We start from the raw sequence: 17441 nt of genomic DNA, 5'->3' as shown, positions 1-17441 counted from the left end.
TTCGAATATCGAACAGCATTTTCGCGATCGCACGGGGTGCGTCGGTGCTCAATAAGCGAGTTTTGGGTATCGAACGGGCAAAATGTTGGCTGAATGACTGGATCGGTCCAGTCATTCTCGGCCGGATGTCGTCAGGAGCGGGTCAGCGTGACCTTCGCGCCATCGCCGGTGGTAACGCCGTCATACTGCCCGTCGGCCGCCGGCTGGAGGCGGGCCGTGACCTTGCCGACATGGTTTTGCAGCACAATCTCGTTGCCCCAGACGTCCCAGCCCTTGGTCATGAAGATGTCGTTCGGGCAGTCGACGTCGGCATTGGCGGCGAAGCCGGACATGCCGCGCTCGGTCGATAGCGTGACCTTGCAGCTCTTCTGGCCGTCGTCCCAGCTGTATTTCCAGGTGCCGGCGAGCTGGGTGCGGGCCGCACCCGGCTCGGCGTAGGCGACGCCGCCCGGCGCGGTGGCGGCCGGCGGAGCGAGGGAGACCTGGGTGTCCTGCGTGCGCGGAGTGACCGCGGCGGCGGCGGTGGTGGCGGTGGCGCCGTAGGAGGGAGCCCCCGGCGCGGACACGGGCGAACTCTCGACCGAGCCGGAGGGGGCCGGCGTGATCTGGCTGGTCTCGACCGGACCGCTGGCGGAGCTGCCGAAGCCATCGAGGACGGTGCTGCAGCCACCCAGAAGCAGGGCGGTGGCGGTCGTGGCCACGATGGACAGGAACTTCATCGGCGCTGCACTCCTCGCCCGACTTGCCGAAGGCGCCGGGCGTCTAACCGAGAATACGCGGCGGGATGTCCCGTAAGTTCCGCACAGACCCCTGTTTCCGCAAGGAACATGGCATGAGCGTGACACCCTTGATGGCGCAGACCTCGTCGGCCAGCCTCCGACATCTTTATGCTCAATCAAACCTTAACAGAGTGTGGCAGTGCCGACATGCGGTCATTGCCGGACCGGGGAGCGACCGCCAAAAGGGGGCATGTCGCGAAGGCCGTTCAGTTTTGCCGCGAACTGTTCTATGTGCGATGCAACGAAGAGGAGCTGTGCCATGTACCAGATGCTGGATCCCGCCACCCTGCGTGTGCTTGTCACTGGAGCGACCTCCGGCATCGGCGCGGCCACCGCCCGGCGCTTCGCGCTGGCCGGCGCCCGGGTTGTCGGCACTGGCCGCCGCGCCGATCGGCTGATCGCCCTGCGCGACGAACTGGGCGGCCACTTCCATCCGCTTGAGGTCGACGTGCGCGACAACGACGCGCTGGTCGCGGCGCTGGCCGGCGTACCGGAGGCTTTCGCGCCGTTCAACGTGGTGTTCGCCAATGCCGGTCTGGCGCTTGGTCTGGAGCCGGCGCAGGCCGCCAGCCTCGACGACTGGGACGACATGGTCGAGACCAACATCAAGGGGTTGCTCTACACGGTGCGGGCGACGCTGCCCGCCATGGTGGAGCGCAAGGAAGGCCATATCCTGTTCACCGGCTCGGTGGCCGGCGACTATCCCTATCCCGGCGGCAACACCTACGGCGCCACCAAGGCCTTCGTGAAGCAATTTGCGCTCAACCTGATCTCCGACGTCGCCGGCTCCGGAGTGCGTGTGACCAATATCGAGCCGGGCATGGTGGAGACCGAGTTCTCGCTGGTGCGCTTCCACGGCGACGCGGCGAAATCGGAAGGTGTCTATGCCGGCACGCAGGCGATGACGGCCGAGGATATCGCCGAACAGGTGTTCTTCGCCGCCACGCTGCCCCGGCGCGTCAACATCAACCGCATCCAGGCCTTCGCGACCTGCCAGAGCTTCTCGCCCTTCAAGGTCTCGCGGGGCTGAGGGTCACAGCAGCACGGCGCCGCCGAGCGCGGCGCCGATCACCACCGCCCAGGGCGGCACGCGCCACAGGGCCAGCGCCAGATAGGCGAGCAGGCCAAGCGCGAAGGCTTGGCCGGAGGTGATGCTCGACGTCACCACCGGATCCCAGAACGCCGCCCCGAGCAGCCCGACGACGGCGGCGTTGACGCCTGACATGGCGTCGCGCACCCGTCTGTCGGCGGCGAGCCGGGTCCAGAAGCGCAGCGCCGCATAGACCAGCAGTGCCGAGGGCAGGAAGGCGCCGATGAGGGCGATGGAGCCGCCGAGCGCGCCATTGGGTGCCATTGGCATCATGGCGCCGACATAGGCGGCGAAGCTGAACAGCGGCCCGGGCATTGCCTGCGCCGCGCCATAGCCGGCGAGGAAGACCTCGCGCGTCAGGCCGCCGGGATGCACCAGTTCGGCCTCGATCAGCGGCAGCACGACGTGACCGCCGCCGAAAACCAGAGCGCCGGCGCGGTAGAGCGTGTCGAACAGGGAAAGGCCGGCATTGCCGGTCACCTGCGCCAGCACCGGCAGGCCGGCGAGCAACAGGGCGAAGAGCGCGAAGGCGACGAGCGAGGCGGCCCGGCCCGGCAGATGGTGCCCGGCCGGCTCCTGAACAGACGTGCCGTCGAGCCGGATGAAGGCGAGCCCGGCCAGCGCCCCGCCGGCGATGACGCCGATCTGGCCGAAGGCGCCCGGCAGCAGGGCCGCGACCGCCGCCGCGACGAGGGCAAGGCTGCGGCGCGTCCTGTCGGGGCACAGGTTCTTCGCCATGCCGAGCACGGCGTCGGCGACGATGGCCGCCGCGGCGACCTTGAGCCCACCGAGCCAGCCGCCGCCGATGCCCGCCGCGTCGGCGTGCATCACGCCATAGGCGAAGGCGAGCATGAGCAGCGCCGAGGGCAGGGTGAAGGCGAGCCATGCCGCTGCCATTCCAGTCGGTCCGGCCCGCATCAGGCCGATGGCCATGCCGACCTGGCTGGAGGCGGGGCCGGGCAGGAACTGGCACAGCGCGACGAGATTGGCGTAGGCCTCTTCGCTCAGCCATTGCCGGCGGCGCACCAGTTCCTCGCGGAAATAGCCGAGATGCGCGACCGGCCCGCCGAAGGAGGTGAGGCCCAGGCGCAGGAAGGCGAAGAACACTTCGCGCGGCGTTCCGGGATAGGCGGCGGGATCAGTATGCGCGTCTGTCATGGCGCGACCAGCCTTAGCCTCTTGCCGGTGCCATCGCATATGAAATTTCAATGACGGCCGGGTCGTCGCGCTTGCTCAGGCGGCGGCGACCGCCGACGGCATGGCGAGGGCGGCGCGCAGCATGTCGGCGAGCCGCCGCGCGGCGGACGAGGCGGCCGGCGCGAGGAACAGGGCGACCTCGATATCCGGCAGTGGCGGCAGGCCCTCAGTGGGACCCAGCCGGCGCCAGTCCGACGGCGCGGCGCATTCCGGCAGCGCGGTGATGCACAGGCCGGTCTCGACCGCGGCATGGATGCCGCCCTGCGACGAGGAGGTGCAGGCCACGCGCCAACCCAGGCCTGCCTTGTCGAGCGTGCTGGCGATGTGCGGACGCACCCGGCAGCCGGTGGGGAACAGCGCGAGGGGAAGCGGCGAATTGCGCTCCGGCCTATAGCCGCGCGCCGCGAGCCATAGCAGCTTTTCGCGCTTGATCAGTTCGCCGGTCGGCCGCGAGATGTCGCGGGTGAGCAGGGCGACGTCGATGTGGCCGCGATCGACCTCGGGCTCGATGTTCTTGGACAGATCGGCGCGGATCGAAATCTCGACTCGCGGATAGGCGGCGGCGAAGCGGGCGATGGTGGGCGTGAAATAGGCGTCGACATAGTCGTCCGGCATGCCGACGCGGACGCTGCCTTCCGGCGTGCCGCCCTTGAGGTCGGCCAGCGCCTCGCTCTCATAGGCGAGCAGACGGCGCGCATGGGCGACCAGGCGCTCGCCGGTCTCGGTGAGCGAGATGCCGCGCCGCGAACGCTCCAGCAGCCTTACGCCGAGATGGTCCTCGAGCTGGGCGATCCGCGCCGACACAGCCGATTGCGTGCGGCCCACGCGATCGGCCGCGGCGGTGAAGCCGCCCGTATCGACGATGGCGATCAGCATGCCAAGGGATTCGGTGTCGAGGTGACGCATCACGGCCTCCGGCCCGCCGGGTGGGATCGTGGCGCCTCATGCGCCTCCGAGCGTTTTCATATCAGAATTATCGATGAATTGACAAAATAAATTCACTTTCATGATGTCAGATGCGGATGTAGAGAGACCATACGAGGATCAGCGACCTGACCGCGCATGGCCGCGAGAGCTCCATGAGGCTCCGCCGCGGCACTGTTCCTTTCTGCATCACCTATCTTCTGTATCACCCGTTTTCGTCGAGTTCGGCAATGTCTCCGCCTCCCGCCGCCGTGATCGCCCCCCCGCTCACGGCGGTTCATGAACCGCTGCCGTCGGTCGCGACCGAAGCCCAGTTGCGCCGCCAGGCCTTCCTGGCCGTGGTGGTCGCGGCGCTGTGCATCGGCTTCTCTCCGGTGCTGGTGCGCTTCGCCGATACCGGCCCGGCCGCCATCGGCTTCTGGCGCCTCATCTTCGCCCTCGGGCCGACCACGGTGTGGGCCTATGCCGAGTATCGCGCAGCCGCCCGCCGCATGGCGGCGGGCACGACCGGACGTCGACCGTTGCCGTCGCTGCGACAGGTTCTCCTAGTGGCGCTGGCGGGGCTGTTCTTCGGCGGCGATCTCATCGTGTTCCACAAGGGGCTCGCCCAGACCAGCACGGCCAATGCGGTGCTGCTCGGCAACCTCGCCGTGGTGTTCGTGTTCATATTCGGCTGGCTGATCCTGCGCGAACGCCCGACGCGCGGGCTCGTCATCGCGCTGGTGATGGCCCTGACCGGCACGCTGTTCATCATCGGCACCAGCGCTTTGCGCACGCAGGGCGTCGGTGGCCATCCGGTCAGCGTCATGGGCGACATGCTATGCGTTGCGGCGGCGCTGTTCTATGCGGGCTACATGCTGATGACGCGCGCCGTCCGCCGTGCCGGGCGCGGCAATGTCGTGCCGCTCGGCGGCGGTATGGCCTCGCTCATCGCCACCTCGACCGGTGCCGCGCTCTGCCTCGGCTGGGCGGCGGCGACGGGCGAAGTGCTGATTCCGCAGAGCCTTCAAGGCCTGCTGGCGGTGATCGGCCTCGGCCTGATCGCGCACGCGACCGGGCAGGGGCTTGCCACCTTCGCGCTGGGCCGGCTGCAGGCCGGGCTGATCTCGCTGGTCCTGCTGCTGCAGATCGTGGTGGGCGTGGCGCTGGCGGCGCTGCTGTTCGGCGAAATCCCGTCCCTGACGGTGTTCATCGGTGGCCTGCTGGTGGTTGCCGGCGTCGCTACCGCCCGGCCGGGCGGTCCGGGCTGAGCCTCGCCCGCTGCCGGCCGGGGCCGCAGGCTTTCCGCGCGATGGTGCTTGCGCCGCCGGGGTGGTGGGACTACCTCCTCCCCGGAGCCAAGGAGCACGACAATGCAGCCCAATCCTTTCGGTGGCGTGATCGAGAATCTGACGGTCGAGGAGGTCAAGGCCGGCCTCGACGCCGGCACCCTTCTTCTGGTCGACGTCCGCGAGCCGAACGAGACCGACGCCGAGCGCATTCCGGGCGCGGTGGCGTTCCCGCTCTCGACCTTCGACGCGGCGGCGCTGCCCGATCCCGGCGACAGGACGCTGGTGTTCTCCTGCCGCTCGGGCCAGCGCTCGCAGAAGGCGGCCGCCGCCGCGCAGGCCGCGGGGCTCGACCTGCACCGCCACATGGCAGGCGGCATCCTTGCCTGGAAGGAAGCCGGCTTTCCGACCGACAAGGGCTGAGCGACCAGGCGGCATCAAGGCCGCCGGCTTACTCCGTCAGCCGCCCGACGACCTGGGCCGTGGCCTCGATCAGCCGATCGACCTGTGCCTGCGAGGTGACGGGCGAAGCCAGCATCATGTCGTGGAAGGGCGAAATCAGCACGCCGCGCACCAGCAGCGCGAGGTGGATCGTCGCCTCCAGAGCCGGGTAGTGCGCCGCCTTGGCCTGCCGGCCGTCAGTGAGCGGGGCGGGCGCGCGCACCACTTCCACCCGGGCGCCGCAGCGCGCGACATGCCAGGGCAGCCGCGCCTGCGCGAGCACCTCGGCCAGCCCCACCTCCATGCGGTCGGCGAGGCGGTTCATCCGCGCATAGGCGTCGTCGGTCGCCACCTCTTGCAGATTGGCGCGCAGCGCCGCGAGCTGGAGCGGGCTGCCCGACAGGGTGGTGCCCATGCCGGAATGGCCGTCCGGCCGGTTGCTGCGGGCGGCGCGGAAGCGGTCGGCGGTTTCCTCGTTCATGCCCCAGACGGCGGCGGGAATGCCGCCGGCCACCGCCTTTCCGGCGACGAACATGTCCGGCTGCAGTCCATGCGCGCGGGTGTAGCCGCCGGGCCCGGTGGAAAGCGTGTGCGTCTCGTCGATCAGCAGCAAGGTGCCGTGCCGGCGGGTGATCTCCCGCAGCCCCTCGTGGAAGCCGGGCTGCGGCAGCACCATGGCGCAGTTGGTCATCACCGGTTCGGCGATGACACAGGCCACCGTGTTGTCGGCGAGCGCCGTCTCCAGCGCGTCGAGATCATTGAAGGGCACGACGCGGGTGAGCTGGGAGAGGTCGCGCGGCTCGCCCATCAGCGCCGGCCGGTTGCCGACGCGCCCGTCCGGGCCGATCTCGACGAAGGTCTCGTCCACCGCGCCGTGATAGGCGCCGTCGAAGACGAGGATGCGGGGCCGGCCGGTCGCGGCGCGGGCGGCACGCAGGGCGAAGCGGTTGGCGTCGGTCGCGGTGGTGGCGATCTGCCAGTAGGGCAGGCCGAAGCGGGCGCTGAGCAGGTCGCCGACGATGGCGGCATCCGGGCTCGGCAGCATGGTGGCGAGACCCTGGCGCGCCTGCCGGGCGAGCGCGTCGGCCACCGGCGCGGGGCCGTGGCCGAACAGCGAGGCGGTGTCGCCGAGGCAGAAATCGTCATAGGCGTGGCCGTCGACATCGACGAGCCGGGCGCCTGTCGCCTCCCTGATGACCAGCGGCACCGGCGTCGACCAGTCGACCATCCAGTGCATCGGCACGCCGTCCAGCAGGTGGGCGGCGGCACCGGCCGCGGCGCGGGTGTTGGGCCGGGTGCCGAGATAAAGCGCCTCGGCCTCCGCGCGCAGCGCCACGGTGCGCGAGGGGCTGACGCCCGGCCCTTCGACGATCGAGGTCACGGCATTCATGTCCGGCTCGCCCGCGTTCCTGCTCTCATGCGCATATAAGCACGTTTCAGCCGGAGGCACCGCCCATGACGCCGCGCGCCCGCCTCGGCGAGCGACGCCTCAGCTCACCCAGCCCCGGCGCCTGATCTCGGCGGAGGTCTCGTCCAGCGTCTTGCGGACGCGGGCGATCAGCTCGTCGCACTCCTCATGCGAGATGACGAGCGGCGGAGCGATGATCAGCCGGTCGCGCACCGCGCGCATGACGAGGTTGTTTCCGAACGAGAAATCGCGCGCCAGCGTGCCGACCTTGCCGACATCGGGGAACTTGGTGCGCCCACGCTTGTCCGGCGTCAGCTCCAGCGCGCCGACGAGGCCGACCATCGGCGCCTCGCCGACGAGCGGGTGCTCGGCCAGCGCGCTCCAGCGGGCCTTGAGATAGGGGCCGGCGTCGTTGGCGACGCGCTCGACCAGCTTCTCGCGCAGCATGATGTCGAGATTGGCGATGGCGGCGGCGCAGGCGGCGGGATGGCCGGAATAGGTGTAGCCGTGGTTGAAGTCGCCACCTTCCAGCAGCACCTCGGCAACGCGGTCGGCCACCATCACGCCGCCGAGCGGCATGTAGCCTGAGGTGATGCCCTTGGCCATGACGAGAATGTCTGGCTGGGTACCGAAGGTCTCGCAGCCGAACCAGTTTCCGGTGCGCCCGAAGCCGCAGATCACCTCGTCGGAGATGAACAGGATGTCGCGCTCACGGCAGATGCGGGCGATCTCCGGCCAGTAGCTGGCCGGCGGGATGATGACGCCGCCGGCGCCCTGGATCGGCTCGGCGATGAAGGCGGCGATGCGGTCCTCGCCCATCGCGTCGATGGCGGCTTCGAGCGCGCGCGCGGTGCGCAGGCCGAACTCTTCCGGCGTCTCGCCCTGGCGTGCCTCGCCCCACCAATAAGGCTGGGCGATGTGCATGATGCCGGGGATCGGCGCGCTCTGTCCGTGCATCGGGGCCATGCCGCCGAGGCTGCCGGCGGCGACGGTGGAGCCGTGATAGGCGTTGCGGCGGGAGATGATGATCGTCTTCTCCGGCTTCTCCTTGATCTGGAAGAAGCGGCGGACCAGCTTGATGACCGTGTCGTTGGATTCCGAGCCCGAGCCGGTGAAGAACACCTTGTTGAACTGCGGCGGCGTCAGCTCCGCGAGCTTGGCGGCCAGCTCGATGGCCGGCCGGTGGGTGGTCTTGAAGAAGGTGTTGTAATAGGGCAGCTCGCGCATCTGGGCGGCGACGGCCTCGACGATTTCCTCCCGCCCATAGCCGACATTCACGCACCACAGGCCCGACATGCCGTCGAGGATGCGGTTGCCTTCGGAATCCGTCAGCCACACGCCCTCCGCCTTGACGATGACGCGCGAGCCTTCGGCGTTGAGCGATTTCATGTCGCTGAAGGGGTGCAGGTGATGGGCGGCATCGAGCGCACGCAGTTCAGCGGTGGAAAGGGGACGGGGCATGGCGCACTCGCGGGCTGGGAGGGATGAGGTGTGGCGCAGAATGTGATCACATTTTGCGTGCGTCAAGCCATTCGACATGGCACAACTGCGTCAGGTACGCGCCGGGGTGGTGCGAGCACGCGGCTTGACGAAGCGGCTTGACCTGCCCCCCGGCACCGTGGCCAAAATCGACGTGACGACTTTTACCAGGTGGATCATGCCATTGCCCGAAGCCGTGGGACACGCCACGGCCGCTGCGAGCGAAACAGTCCCGCTGATCGATGAATTCGGCTCCTATGTCGCCGCAAATGGCGCGCCGGAAATCGTCGAAGTGCTGCTGCCAGACACCCATGGCGTGCTGCGCGGCAAATGGATTCCCGGTGGAGCGGGGGGCAAGATCTGGGGCGACGGCGTCGCCATTCCGCTTTCCATCTTCGGCCTCGACATATGGGGGCGCGAAGTCGAGGAGACCGGCATCCATATCGAGACCGGCGACCGTGACGGCATCTGCCGGCCGGTGCCGGGCACGCTGAAGCCGGTGCCGTGGTCGCCGCGCCCGGCGGCGCAGGTGATGCTGTCGATGTTTGAGCCCGACGCGCGCGGCGGCGAGCGGCCGTGGGAACTCGACCCGCGCCACAAGCTGGAAGCGCAGGTCAGGCGCCTCGCCGCGCTCGGGCTTTACCCCTGCGTTGCCTTCGAGCTGGAATTCTACCTGCTGAAGCCGGCGGCCGGGCCGAATGGCGTGCCCGAGCCGGTGTTCCCCGCCTCGGCGGGCGGGCCGGCGCGGCAGAACATGTATTCCATGTCCGACCTCGACGCCTACGCGCCGCTGCTGCACGACATTCGCGAGGCCGCGCGCATCCAGGGGCTGCCGGCCGACACGGTGATCTCCGAGGCGGCACCGGGGCAGTATGAGGTGAACCTCTATCACCGCCGCGACGCCATGGCGGCGGCGGACGACGCTATCCTGCTGCGCCGGCTGATCGACGGCGTGGCGCGCAAGCACGGGGTGCGCGCGAGCTTCATGGCCAAGCCGTTCCTCGACTTCGCCGGCTCGGGCATGCATGTCCATGTCAGCCTGACCGATGGCGAGGGGCACAATGCCTTCGGCTCCGGCGAGGCGGGCGACCGGCTGCTGCGCCAGTGTGCGGCCGGGCTGCTGGAAACCATGGCCGACACCGCCGTGCTCTACGTGCCGAGCTATAACGGCTTCCGCCGGCTGGTGCCGGGGAGCTATGCGCCGACCAGCATTTCCTGGGGCTACGACAACCGGGCGGTGGCGGTGCGGGTGCCGAACGGCCCGCCCAAGGCGCGCCGGCTGGAGCACCGCATCGCCGGGGCGGACGCCCATCCCCATCTCGTGCTGGCGGCGATCCTCGCGGGGATGCTGGAAGGCATCGAGCGCGGGCTTGAGCCGCCGCCGCCGCTGACCGGCAACGCCTATGAGCAGGAGGCGCCGCACCTGTCCTACGACATGGGCGACGCGATCCGCTCCTTCGGCGGCTCCGACTTCGTGGCGCGGGCCTTCGGCGCGGAATATCAGCGCGTCTTCGCGATCATGAAGGAGGCCGAGCTGGCCGCCTTCGAGCGGCGTATCAACCCGCTGGAGTATGAGACCTATTTGTAAGCACGGTCATGGCTTGAGCAGAAACCGCCGACGCTTTAGCCTTGGCGCCACACGCTTCCCACCGCACTCAAACAAACCCACTTCCCGAGGAGAATAGGATGTCCCGCCTCCTTACGACAATCGCGGCAGGCCTTCTGTCCGCGCTGGCCATCGCGCCGGCGTCGGCGCAGGACAAGGTGGTGAACGTTTACAACTGGTCCGACTATATCGACGAGTCGGTGCTGGAGGAGTTCACCAAGGAAACTGGTATCAAGGTCCGGTACGACGTCTTCGACTCCAACGAGGTGCTCGAGACCAAGCTCCTCGGCGGCAAAACCGGCTATGACGTCGTGGTGCCGACCGGCTCCTTCCTGCAGCGGCAAATTCAGGCCGGCGTGTTCCTGAAGCTGGACAAGGCCAAGCTGCCGAACCTGCAGTACCAGTGGCCGCTGATCTCCGACCGCCTCGCGGTCTACGATCCCGGCAACGAATACGCCGTGAACTACATGTGGGGCACGACCGGCATCGGCATGAATGTCGACAAGGTCAAGGAGCGCCTCGGCGACATCCCGCTCAACAGCTGGGATATCGTGTTCAAGCCGGAGATCCTCGGCAAGCTGAAGGATTGCGGCGTCTACATGCTGGACGGTCCGGAAGAGATCATCCCGACCGCGCTGCGCTACCTCGGCAAGGATCCGAACTCGAAGGACCCGAAGGAGATCGAGGCCGCCGGCAAGCTGCTGGCCAAGATCCGCCCCTTCATCAAGAAGTTCGACTCGTCGGGCTACATCAACGCGCTGGCGGGCGGCGACATCTGCCTCGCCACCGGCTGGTCGGGCGACGTGTTCCAGGCCAAGGCGCGCGCCGAGGAAGCCGCCGAGAAGACCGGCAAGCCGCCGATCAACATCGAGTACATCATCCCCAAGGAAGGTGCGCTCATGTGGTTCGACAACTTCGCCATCCCGAAGGATGCCCCGCACCCGGACGAGGCACTCGCCTTCATCAACTTCATGATGAAGCCGGAGATCGCGGCGAAGAACTCCAACTACATCTCCTATGCCAACGGCAACCTCGAGTCGCAGAAGTTCATCGACAAGGCGATCCTCGACAATCCGGCGATCTACCCGGACAAGGAGACGCAGGAGAAGCTGTTCACCGTCACCACCTATCCGCAGAAGGTGCAGCGCGTCGTCACCCGCACCTGGAGCGACTTCAAGCGCGGCAAGTGAGCGGCAACCGGCAGGGCCGACAGGCCTGGACAAACGAAAGGCGCCCGGATCATCCGGGCGCCTTTTTCATTGAGCGGGTCATCGGCGGCGAGGCCACCGCTTCACAGCCGCCAGCGCTTGTAGAACCACGTCCACTGCTCGGGATATTCGCGCACCCAGTCCTCGACCACCGAGGTGATCATCTGCATCGACTTGTTGACGTTGATCTTGCCGCTCGGGTCGCGCGGCAGGTCGAGGGGCGGCGTGCACTGGATGCGGAAGCGTCCGCCCGGCAGCCGGATCACCCTGACGCCGTGCACCGGGCACTCATACAGCCGAGCGAGGCGGGCGATGGTCGGATTGGCCGAGCAGGGGCGGCCGAAGAACATCATCTTCGGCCCGCCGAGCCGCACCTGATCGACCAGAATCCCGAGATGCTTGCCCTGGTCGAGCACGCTGGCGAGCTCGAACACCGCCACATGCGAGGCGGCCACCAGATTGCCCATCACCTTGCTGCGCATGTCGAACAGCAGATCGGCGAAGAAGCTGTTGTCGGGCGCACGGAACAGCACCGCGCTGTCGAGCCCCTGCGCCGCGGCGGCGATGGCCGGCAGCTCCCAGTTGGCGAGATGGGCGGTGAAGACGAGGGCCGGCTTGCCGTCGATCCGCATGGCGACGAAGTTGGAGACGCCCGTCGTCTCGATCCGGCTCTTCGACGGCTCCCACATATTGTACTGCCAGATTCGGTCGAGATGGACGAACTCGCCGGCCATGCGGCCGAGATTGTCCCACATGCCGACGGCGATGGCCTGGCGCTCGGCGTCCGTCTTCTCCGGATAGGCGTGCTTGAGGTTCTGCAGCGCGACGCGGTGGATCGGGGTCAAGGGGCCGATCTTGCGCGCCCAGAAGCCGCCCTGCCAGGAGGCGAACCATGGCGGCTGCAGGCGCATGACGCGTATGAGCGCCCAGACGCCGGCCGAAAGCGCAGCGTCGCGCATCCGCATCGTCCAGGACGGACGGCGGGGCGCGGAGGGCTCCTTCACCCGCTCCATCCGGCTGGTCTTTCCCTTCGGGGAAGGATTGCGCGCAGCCGGCTCCTCCTCCTCGTCGGGGAGAGGAGCGGGATGAGGGGGGAGGCTCTGCGACACCGGCGTTCTCAGAAGGTGATGACGACCTTGCCGAACACGCGCCGGGTTTCAAGCCGCTCCAGTCCGGCGCCAAAGGACTCCAGCGGGAATTCGGAATCGATGACCGGCAGCACGCCGCGCTCCATGCGCTTCAGTCCGTCGGCGATGGCGCGGATCGGCGCGCCGAAGGAGCCGATGATGCGGTACTGGCGCTGGAAGAGCTGCATCAGGTTCACGTTGACCGAGACGCCTGAGGTCGAGCCGCAGGTGACGAGACGCGCGCCCGGCTTCATCGACAGCAGCGAGCCGTTCCACGTCTCCGCGCCGACATGTTCGAACACCACGTCGACGCCCTTCTTCTTGGTGATCTTGCGCACCTCGTGCTCGAAGCGATCGGTCTTGTAGTTGATGACATGGTCGGCGCCGAGCGCCAGCGCCTTGGCGCATTTCTCGTCGTCGCCGGCGGTGGTGATGACGGTGCAGCCGATCTCCTTGGCCATGCGGATGGCCACGGTGCCGATGCCGGAGCCGGCGGCATGCACCAGCACGGTCTCGCCCGGCTCGAGCTTGGCATTGTCGAACAGCATGTGCTCGACGGTGGAGAAGGTGACGGGCGCGCAGGCGGCGTCGACCCAGGAGATGCCCTCCGGGATCGGCACGCACAGGCGTTCCTTGATGTTGAGCTCCTCGCGGGCGAAGCCGTCGACATGGAAGCCCATGACGCCGGCGACCTCTTCGCAGAGATTGTCGCGGCCCTGCCGGCACATCTTGCACTGGCCGCACGTCAGCGCGCCATACATGGCGACCTTGGAGCCCGGCTTGAAGCGGGTGACGCCCTCGCCGACGGCGGTGACCTCTCCGACCGCCTCGGCGCCGACGACCAGCGGCATCTTGCGCTTGGCGAAGGCCATGCCGCGCCAGCCCCAGACGTCGATATGGTTCAACGCCAGTGCCTTGACGCTGACCTTCACCTCGCCGGGCTCCGGCGCGCCGGGGGCGGGCAGGTCGGTAAGGATCAGTTCGCGGTCGGACACCAGCTGAAGGGCGCGCATGAACAACTCCGGGGCAACTGCGGCGGCGTCGGCCGGCCTCATTCCCGATGTGCGTACGGGGAAGAGGCGCGGAGGGATGCCGCCCGCGGAAGGACGAGGGTGGATAGCGAAATCAGCGCTGTATGGCTAGTGCGGCGGTGAGCCCGCCATCCACCGGCAGCGTCGCGCCGGTGATGTAGGCCGCGCCGGGCGACAGCAGGAAGGACACCACGGAGGCGACGTCCTCGGGATGGGCGAAGCGCCCCGCCGGGATCTGCTTCTCGACATTGGCACGGTAGGCGGCATAGGGCACCAGCATCGCCGTGTCGACGAAGCCGGGCGCGACGACGTTGACCGTCACGCCGCGCCGCGCGCTCTCGATCGCCAGCGTGCGGCAATAGCCGGCGAGCGCCGCCTTCGAGCCGGCATAGATGGCGTTGCCGGCATTGGCGACGTCGGCGGCGATCGAGCCGATGGCGATGATGCGGCCGGCGCGGGCGCGCGTCATCGGCCGCACCAGCGCCCCCACCAGCTTCACGAAGGACCAGTAATTGACCTGCATGAGCTGTTCGGCCTTGCCCTGGTCGACGAGGGCGGCGAGCGTGTCGTAGCTCATGCCGGCATTGTGGACGAAGCCGAAATAGGTCGGCTCCTCGGCGAGGACGGCAGCGAAGGCGTCCACGCTGGCCTTGTCGGCGAGATCGAGCGAACGTGCCTCGACGACGGCATCGGCCTTCTCCGTCCGGATCGAGGCGATCAGCGCCTCGGCCTCGGCTTCGGCGGTGCGGACGGTGAAGACGACCTCGAAGCCGGCCAGCGCCAGTGCCCGCACGATAGCCGCGCCGACACCGCGCCCGCCGCCGGTGACGAGGACGCGCCCGCTCACGCCGGCTCGCCGGTCAGGATGAGGCAGACATTCTGCCCGCCGAAGCCGAAGGAATTCGACATGACGCGCGTGACCGTCGCATCGCGGGCCACGTTGGGCACCACGTCGAGCGGGATCGCCGGGTCGGGCAGCTCGTAATTGATGGTCGGCGGGATCCGGCCGTTCTGCATGGTCAGCAGCGAGATCACCGCCTCGATGGCGCCGGCGGCTGTCAGGGTATGGCCGATCATCGACTTGTTCGAGGAGAGCGGGATCGAGCCGATCCGCTCGCCGAACACCGCGCTCATGCCGGTGAATTCCATGCGGTCGTTCTCCGGCGTCGAGGTGCCGTGGGCGTTGATGTAGTCGATGTCCTCTGGGGTGATGCCGGCATCGGCGAGCGCCGCGCGCATGCAGCCGATCACCGGCTTGGCGTCCGGTGAGGAACGGGTGCGGTGGAAGCTGTCGGCCATCTCGCCGACGCCTTCGAGCACGCCGAGGATCCGCGCCCCGCGCGCCATGGCGTGGGCGAGGCTCTCCAGCACCAGAGCGCCAGCGCCTTCGGCGATGATGAAGCCGTCGCGGTTCTTGGCGAAGGGCCGGGAGGCCGCCTCGGGGAACTCGTTGTTGGTCGACAGCGCCGAGAGCAGCGAGAAGCGGATCAGCGCCTCGGCCGTCACCGAGCCGTCGGTGGCAATGGAGAGCGCCGCGTCGCAGTCGCCGCGCCGGATCGCCTCGACGCCGAGCTGGATCGAGGTGTTGCCGGAGGCGCAGGCGGTGGACAGCGAGATCGGCTGCCCGCGCGTGCCGAAGCGGTCGGCGAGGTGGTCGGCGATGGAGCCATAGAGGAAGCGCTCGTGCCAGGCGTCGTGGCCATTGGCCTCGGCGGCGCGCAGCAGGTCGTCATAGGAGACGGGCGCGTTGGGCGCGGCTTCCTGCGCGAGAATACGGCGCTGCGGCCACTCCAGCTCGATCGGCGGCACGGCGCAGAACAGCGGCCCGGGAAAACTGCCCCGAGAGCCGATGCCGGATTCGGAGATGGCCTCCTCCGCCGCCAGCGTCGCCAGTTCCTCGGAGAGGTCCGGAGCGGTGCTCTTGCTCTTCGGAAGGTAATCGACGGTGCCGGCGATCGTGGTCCTCAGCGCGTCGATCGGGAACCGGGTGATGCGATGAATACCGGACGTGCCGGCGGTCAGCTTCGCCCAATTGTCTTCTTTGCCCTGTCCGAGCGAGGTGACGAGCCCCATGCCCGTGACGACGACGATCGGCCGGCCGGCCTTGTCGGTATAGGAAGCCATGATCTGCTCCTCGGAAGCGGCGCTTCCGCATGTGAAGGTCAGTCGGCGCGCTCGACCAGCGCGACGCCTTCCCCACGCCAATGCCCCACTGCGGTCACGATGGCACGGGAAAGCGTGCCGTCGAAAGGCTTTTCCAGCGGTTCGCCGGCCAGCGGGGCGAAAAGCCGACCCTCGGCGACTGAAAGCGCCGCGAGCGCCAGCGCGACCGGCATCTGCGCCTCCAGGCCATGGCCGACGCGATCGGTCACGGAGCGTACCGGCAGACCGGAGCGGGCGAGCACGGCAGCTTCCGCGGCGGTGGGGTCGGGGGCGCCGGTGGCGGCGGAGAAGATGGCGGTCTTGTCGGTGATGCCGGCTTCAGCGGTATTCAGGAGCTGTTCCAGCACGGCCTCGACGGCGCCCGGCTCGTTGCGCCGGGCCCGTTCCGACCAGACACCGGACAGCTTGGCGATGGGTTTGGCGCCGCGCGCAGTGGCGTGCTCGGGCGATTCCAGCACCAGGAAGGCACCGGCCGAGCCGGTCGGCACGCCCTTGGGATCGGCCAGTACCGGCGACCACGGGGCGTGCCGGGCGAGACGCTTGAGTGCGAACAGCAGCAGCATGTCGCGCCGCTCGGCATTGTAGGCGCCGCCCACCAGGGCGATCTCGCTGGTGCCGGCGGCAATGCGCGACCAGCCGACGCGCACGGCGTCGGTGCCCGAGCTTTCCTCGCCCATGAAGGTGCGCGAGGAACCGGTGACGCCGTGGACGATGGAAATGTTGCCGGCGAGCAGGTTGGAGAGCTGGGCCAGGAACAGCGTCGGGCGCAGGTTCGACTGGAGCTGCTCGTTGAGGAAGACCTCGGGATTTGCCTGCTTCTCGATCTCGGTGAGGATGGCGCCGTCGACCGACTGGTCGCGCTCGCCGCCGCCCGCCGCGACCACCATGTCGGTGGTGCCGAGAATGTCCCTGTTGCCCTTGATGCCGGCTGAATCGAGCGCGAGACCGGCCGCGTAGGTGCCGATGCGCTGCCACGGCTCCATCTGGCGCTGGTCGCCCTTCTTGGGGATCTGCTCGTCGAAGCTGATCTTGGCCAGCGGATGCACGACGTACGGCGCGAAACCGGTCTCGTCGACCACCGGGTATGCGCCGGAGGAGAGCGCCTGCCAATGGGCCTCCAGGCCTTCACCGAGCGAAGAGACAAGCCCGATGCCGGTGATCCAGACGTCGCGACGATTAGACATGCGTGAGTTTTCCTGCGCATTCCGCCAGACTGGGCGTGGCGGCGTCGCCCATCGGCATGCCGATGCGCTCGGCGGTGGAGAGCAGATAGCCGCGCAGCTCAGGAGCCGGGAAGGGCATCGTCTTGAGCGTCACGTCGGCGTTGCAGACGAGCTTGCCCTCGACGCGCCCCTCGGCCTTCAGCCGGGCGAAGCCCGAGCCGTCATGTTCCATGCGCGCGAACACGTCGATGACCTGTCCCGGCGTCACGAAGGTACGCAGCTTGCCCTTGTCGACCGAGGCGAGGAACGCCATGCGGTCGTAATTGTGCAGCCGCAGCAGCAGCATGCCGCAGCTCTGCGCCATGATCTCGAACAGCAGCACCCCCGGCAGCAGCGGGTGCCCCGGGAAGTGGCCTTCGAAGATCGGACTCTCGTCCGGGACGGTGTTGGCCGTTCTCAAGGTGCGAGCGTCGAGGTCGAGCTCGATCACCTTGTCGATCATCTGAAAATATTCGAGCCGCATCACCTGTCCCGCTTAAACGACGTCCGTACCGCCA

Annotated in this window: 16 protein-coding genes; 5 read left to right on the top strand and 11 right to left on the bottom strand. The window is 68.4% G+C overall.

Translation table 11 applies throughout. The features are described 5' to 3' along the window. Nucleotides 1-131 precede the first annotated feature (131 nt). The gene (locus AC1PZ7_RS17655) at nt 132-719 is read right to left on the bottom strand and encodes a protease inhibitor Inh/omp19 family protein (RefSeq protein ID WP_482356496.1); all 588 of its coding nucleotides are present in this window, start codon (nt 717-719) and stop codon (nt 132-134) included. Nucleotides 720-1038: 319 nt separating this feature from the next. Here AC1PZ7_RS17655 and AC1PZ7_RS17650 point away from each other — a divergent pair, with 319 nt between their 5' ends. After that, nucleotides 1039-1809: an SDR family NAD(P)-dependent oxidoreductase gene (locus AC1PZ7_RS17650; protein WP_482356495.1), complete on the top strand. Its 771-nt coding sequence runs from the start codon at nt 1039-1041 to the stop codon at nt 1807-1809. Nucleotides 1810-1812: 3 nt separating this feature from the next. On the opposite strand, the gene chrA is transcribed toward AC1PZ7_RS17650, so the two are convergent. Together chrA and AC1PZ7_RS17640 are read right to left on the bottom strand one after the other, a co-directional pair. Further along, nucleotides 1813-3027 (bottom strand): chromate efflux transporter, encoded by a 1215-nt coding sequence (gene chrA / locus AC1PZ7_RS17645; protein WP_482356494.1) that lies wholly within the window; start codon nt 3025-3027, stop codon nt 1813-1815. A gap of 75 nt (nt 3028-3102) precedes the next feature. Then, on the bottom strand, nt 3103-3972 hold the full coding sequence (locus AC1PZ7_RS17640; RefSeq protein ID WP_482356493.1) for a LysR substrate-binding domain-containing protein: 870 nt from the start codon (nt 3970-3972) through the stop codon (nt 3103-3105). Between the two features lie 248 nt (nt 3973-4220). Here AC1PZ7_RS17640 and AC1PZ7_RS17635 point away from each other — a divergent pair, with 248 nt between their 5' ends. Beyond that, nucleotides 4221-5240 (top strand): DMT family transporter, encoded by a 1020-nt coding sequence (locus AC1PZ7_RS17635; protein WP_482356492.1) that lies wholly within the window; start codon nt 4221-4223, stop codon nt 5238-5240. A gap of 102 nt (nt 5241-5342) precedes the next feature. Beyond that, a complete protein-coding gene (locus tag AC1PZ7_RS17630) occupies nt 5343-5681 on the top strand; it encodes a rhodanese-like domain-containing protein (protein WP_482356491.1) in 339 nt (112 codons plus the stop codon). A gap of 28 nt (nt 5682-5709) precedes the next feature. Here the strand turns inward: AC1PZ7_RS17630 and AC1PZ7_RS17625 are convergent, their stop codons facing one another. Both AC1PZ7_RS17625 and AC1PZ7_RS17620 read right to left on the bottom strand, forming a co-directional pair. Next, nucleotides 5710-7089 carry an aspartate aminotransferase family protein gene (locus AC1PZ7_RS17625; RefSeq protein ID WP_482356490.1) on the bottom strand — a complete coding sequence of 460 codons (1380 nt, stop codon included), beginning with the start codon at nt 7087-7089 and terminating at the stop codon, nt 5710-5712. Between the two features lie 99 nt (nt 7090-7188). After that, on the bottom strand, nt 7189-8568 hold the full coding sequence (locus AC1PZ7_RS17620) for an aspartate aminotransferase family protein (RefSeq protein WP_482356489.1): 1380 nt from the start codon (nt 8566-8568) through the stop codon (nt 7189-7191). 196 nt (nt 8569-8764) lie between these two features. Here AC1PZ7_RS17620 and AC1PZ7_RS17615 point away from each other — a divergent pair, with 196 nt between their 5' ends. Then, nucleotides 8765-10174 carry a glutamine synthetase family protein gene (locus AC1PZ7_RS17615; protein ID WP_482356488.1) on the top strand — a complete coding sequence of 470 codons (1410 nt, stop codon included), beginning with the start codon at nt 8765-8767 and terminating at the stop codon, nt 10172-10174. A 98-nt stretch (nt 10175-10272) separates the two neighbouring features. After that, complete coding sequence (locus AC1PZ7_RS17610; protein ID WP_482356487.1) at nt 10273-11382, top strand: polyamine ABC transporter substrate-binding protein; 1110 nt, start codon at nt 10273-10275, stop codon at nt 11380-11382. A gap of 101 nt (nt 11383-11483) precedes the next feature. Here the strand turns inward: AC1PZ7_RS17610 and AC1PZ7_RS17605 are convergent, their stop codons facing one another. The 6 genes from AC1PZ7_RS17605 to AC1PZ7_RS17580 all read right to left on the bottom strand — a co-directional run bounded on the left by AC1PZ7_RS17605 (nt 11484) and on the right by AC1PZ7_RS17580 (nt 17407). Beyond that, nucleotides 11484-12509 (bottom strand): lipid A biosynthesis lauroyl acyltransferase, encoded by a 1026-nt coding sequence (locus AC1PZ7_RS17605; RefSeq protein WP_482356486.1) that lies wholly within the window; start codon nt 12507-12509, stop codon nt 11484-11486. An 8-nt stretch (nt 12510-12517) separates the two neighbouring features. Next, the gene (locus AC1PZ7_RS17600; RefSeq protein ID WP_482356485.1) at nt 12518-13540 is read right to left on the bottom strand and encodes a zinc-binding dehydrogenase; all 1023 of its coding nucleotides are present in this window, start codon (nt 13538-13540) and stop codon (nt 12518-12520) included. 112 nt (nt 13541-13652) lie between these two features. Next, nucleotides 13653-14432, bottom strand: coding sequence for an SDR family NAD(P)-dependent oxidoreductase (locus AC1PZ7_RS17595; protein WP_482359666.1), 780 nt, complete (start codon nt 14430-14432; stop codon nt 13653-13655). Further along, entirely contained in the window at nt 14402-15682 is a 1281-nt protein-coding gene (locus AC1PZ7_RS17590) for a beta-ketoacyl-ACP synthase (RefSeq protein WP_482356484.1), read from the bottom strand. Before AC1PZ7_RS17590 ends, AC1PZ7_RS17595 begins: the two co-directional genes overlap by 31 nt. 38 nt (nt 15683-15720) lie before the next feature. Further along, complete coding sequence (locus tag AC1PZ7_RS17585; protein ID WP_482356483.1) at nt 15721-16905, bottom strand: beta-ketoacyl-ACP synthase; 1185 nt, start codon at nt 16903-16905, stop codon at nt 15721-15723. Then, complete coding sequence (locus AC1PZ7_RS17580) at nt 16898-17407, bottom strand: 3-hydroxyacyl-ACP dehydratase FabZ family protein (protein ID WP_482356482.1); 510 nt, start codon at nt 17405-17407, stop codon at nt 16898-16900. Before AC1PZ7_RS17580 ends, AC1PZ7_RS17585 begins: the two co-directional genes overlap by 8 nt. Nucleotides 17408-17441: the final 34 nt, after the last annotated feature.

This window comes from Ancylobacter sp. TW_SC_1, assembly GCF_056836805.1.
Note: the sequence above shows the minus strand (reverse complement) of the source record. Positions and strands in the feature narration are given on the sequence as shown.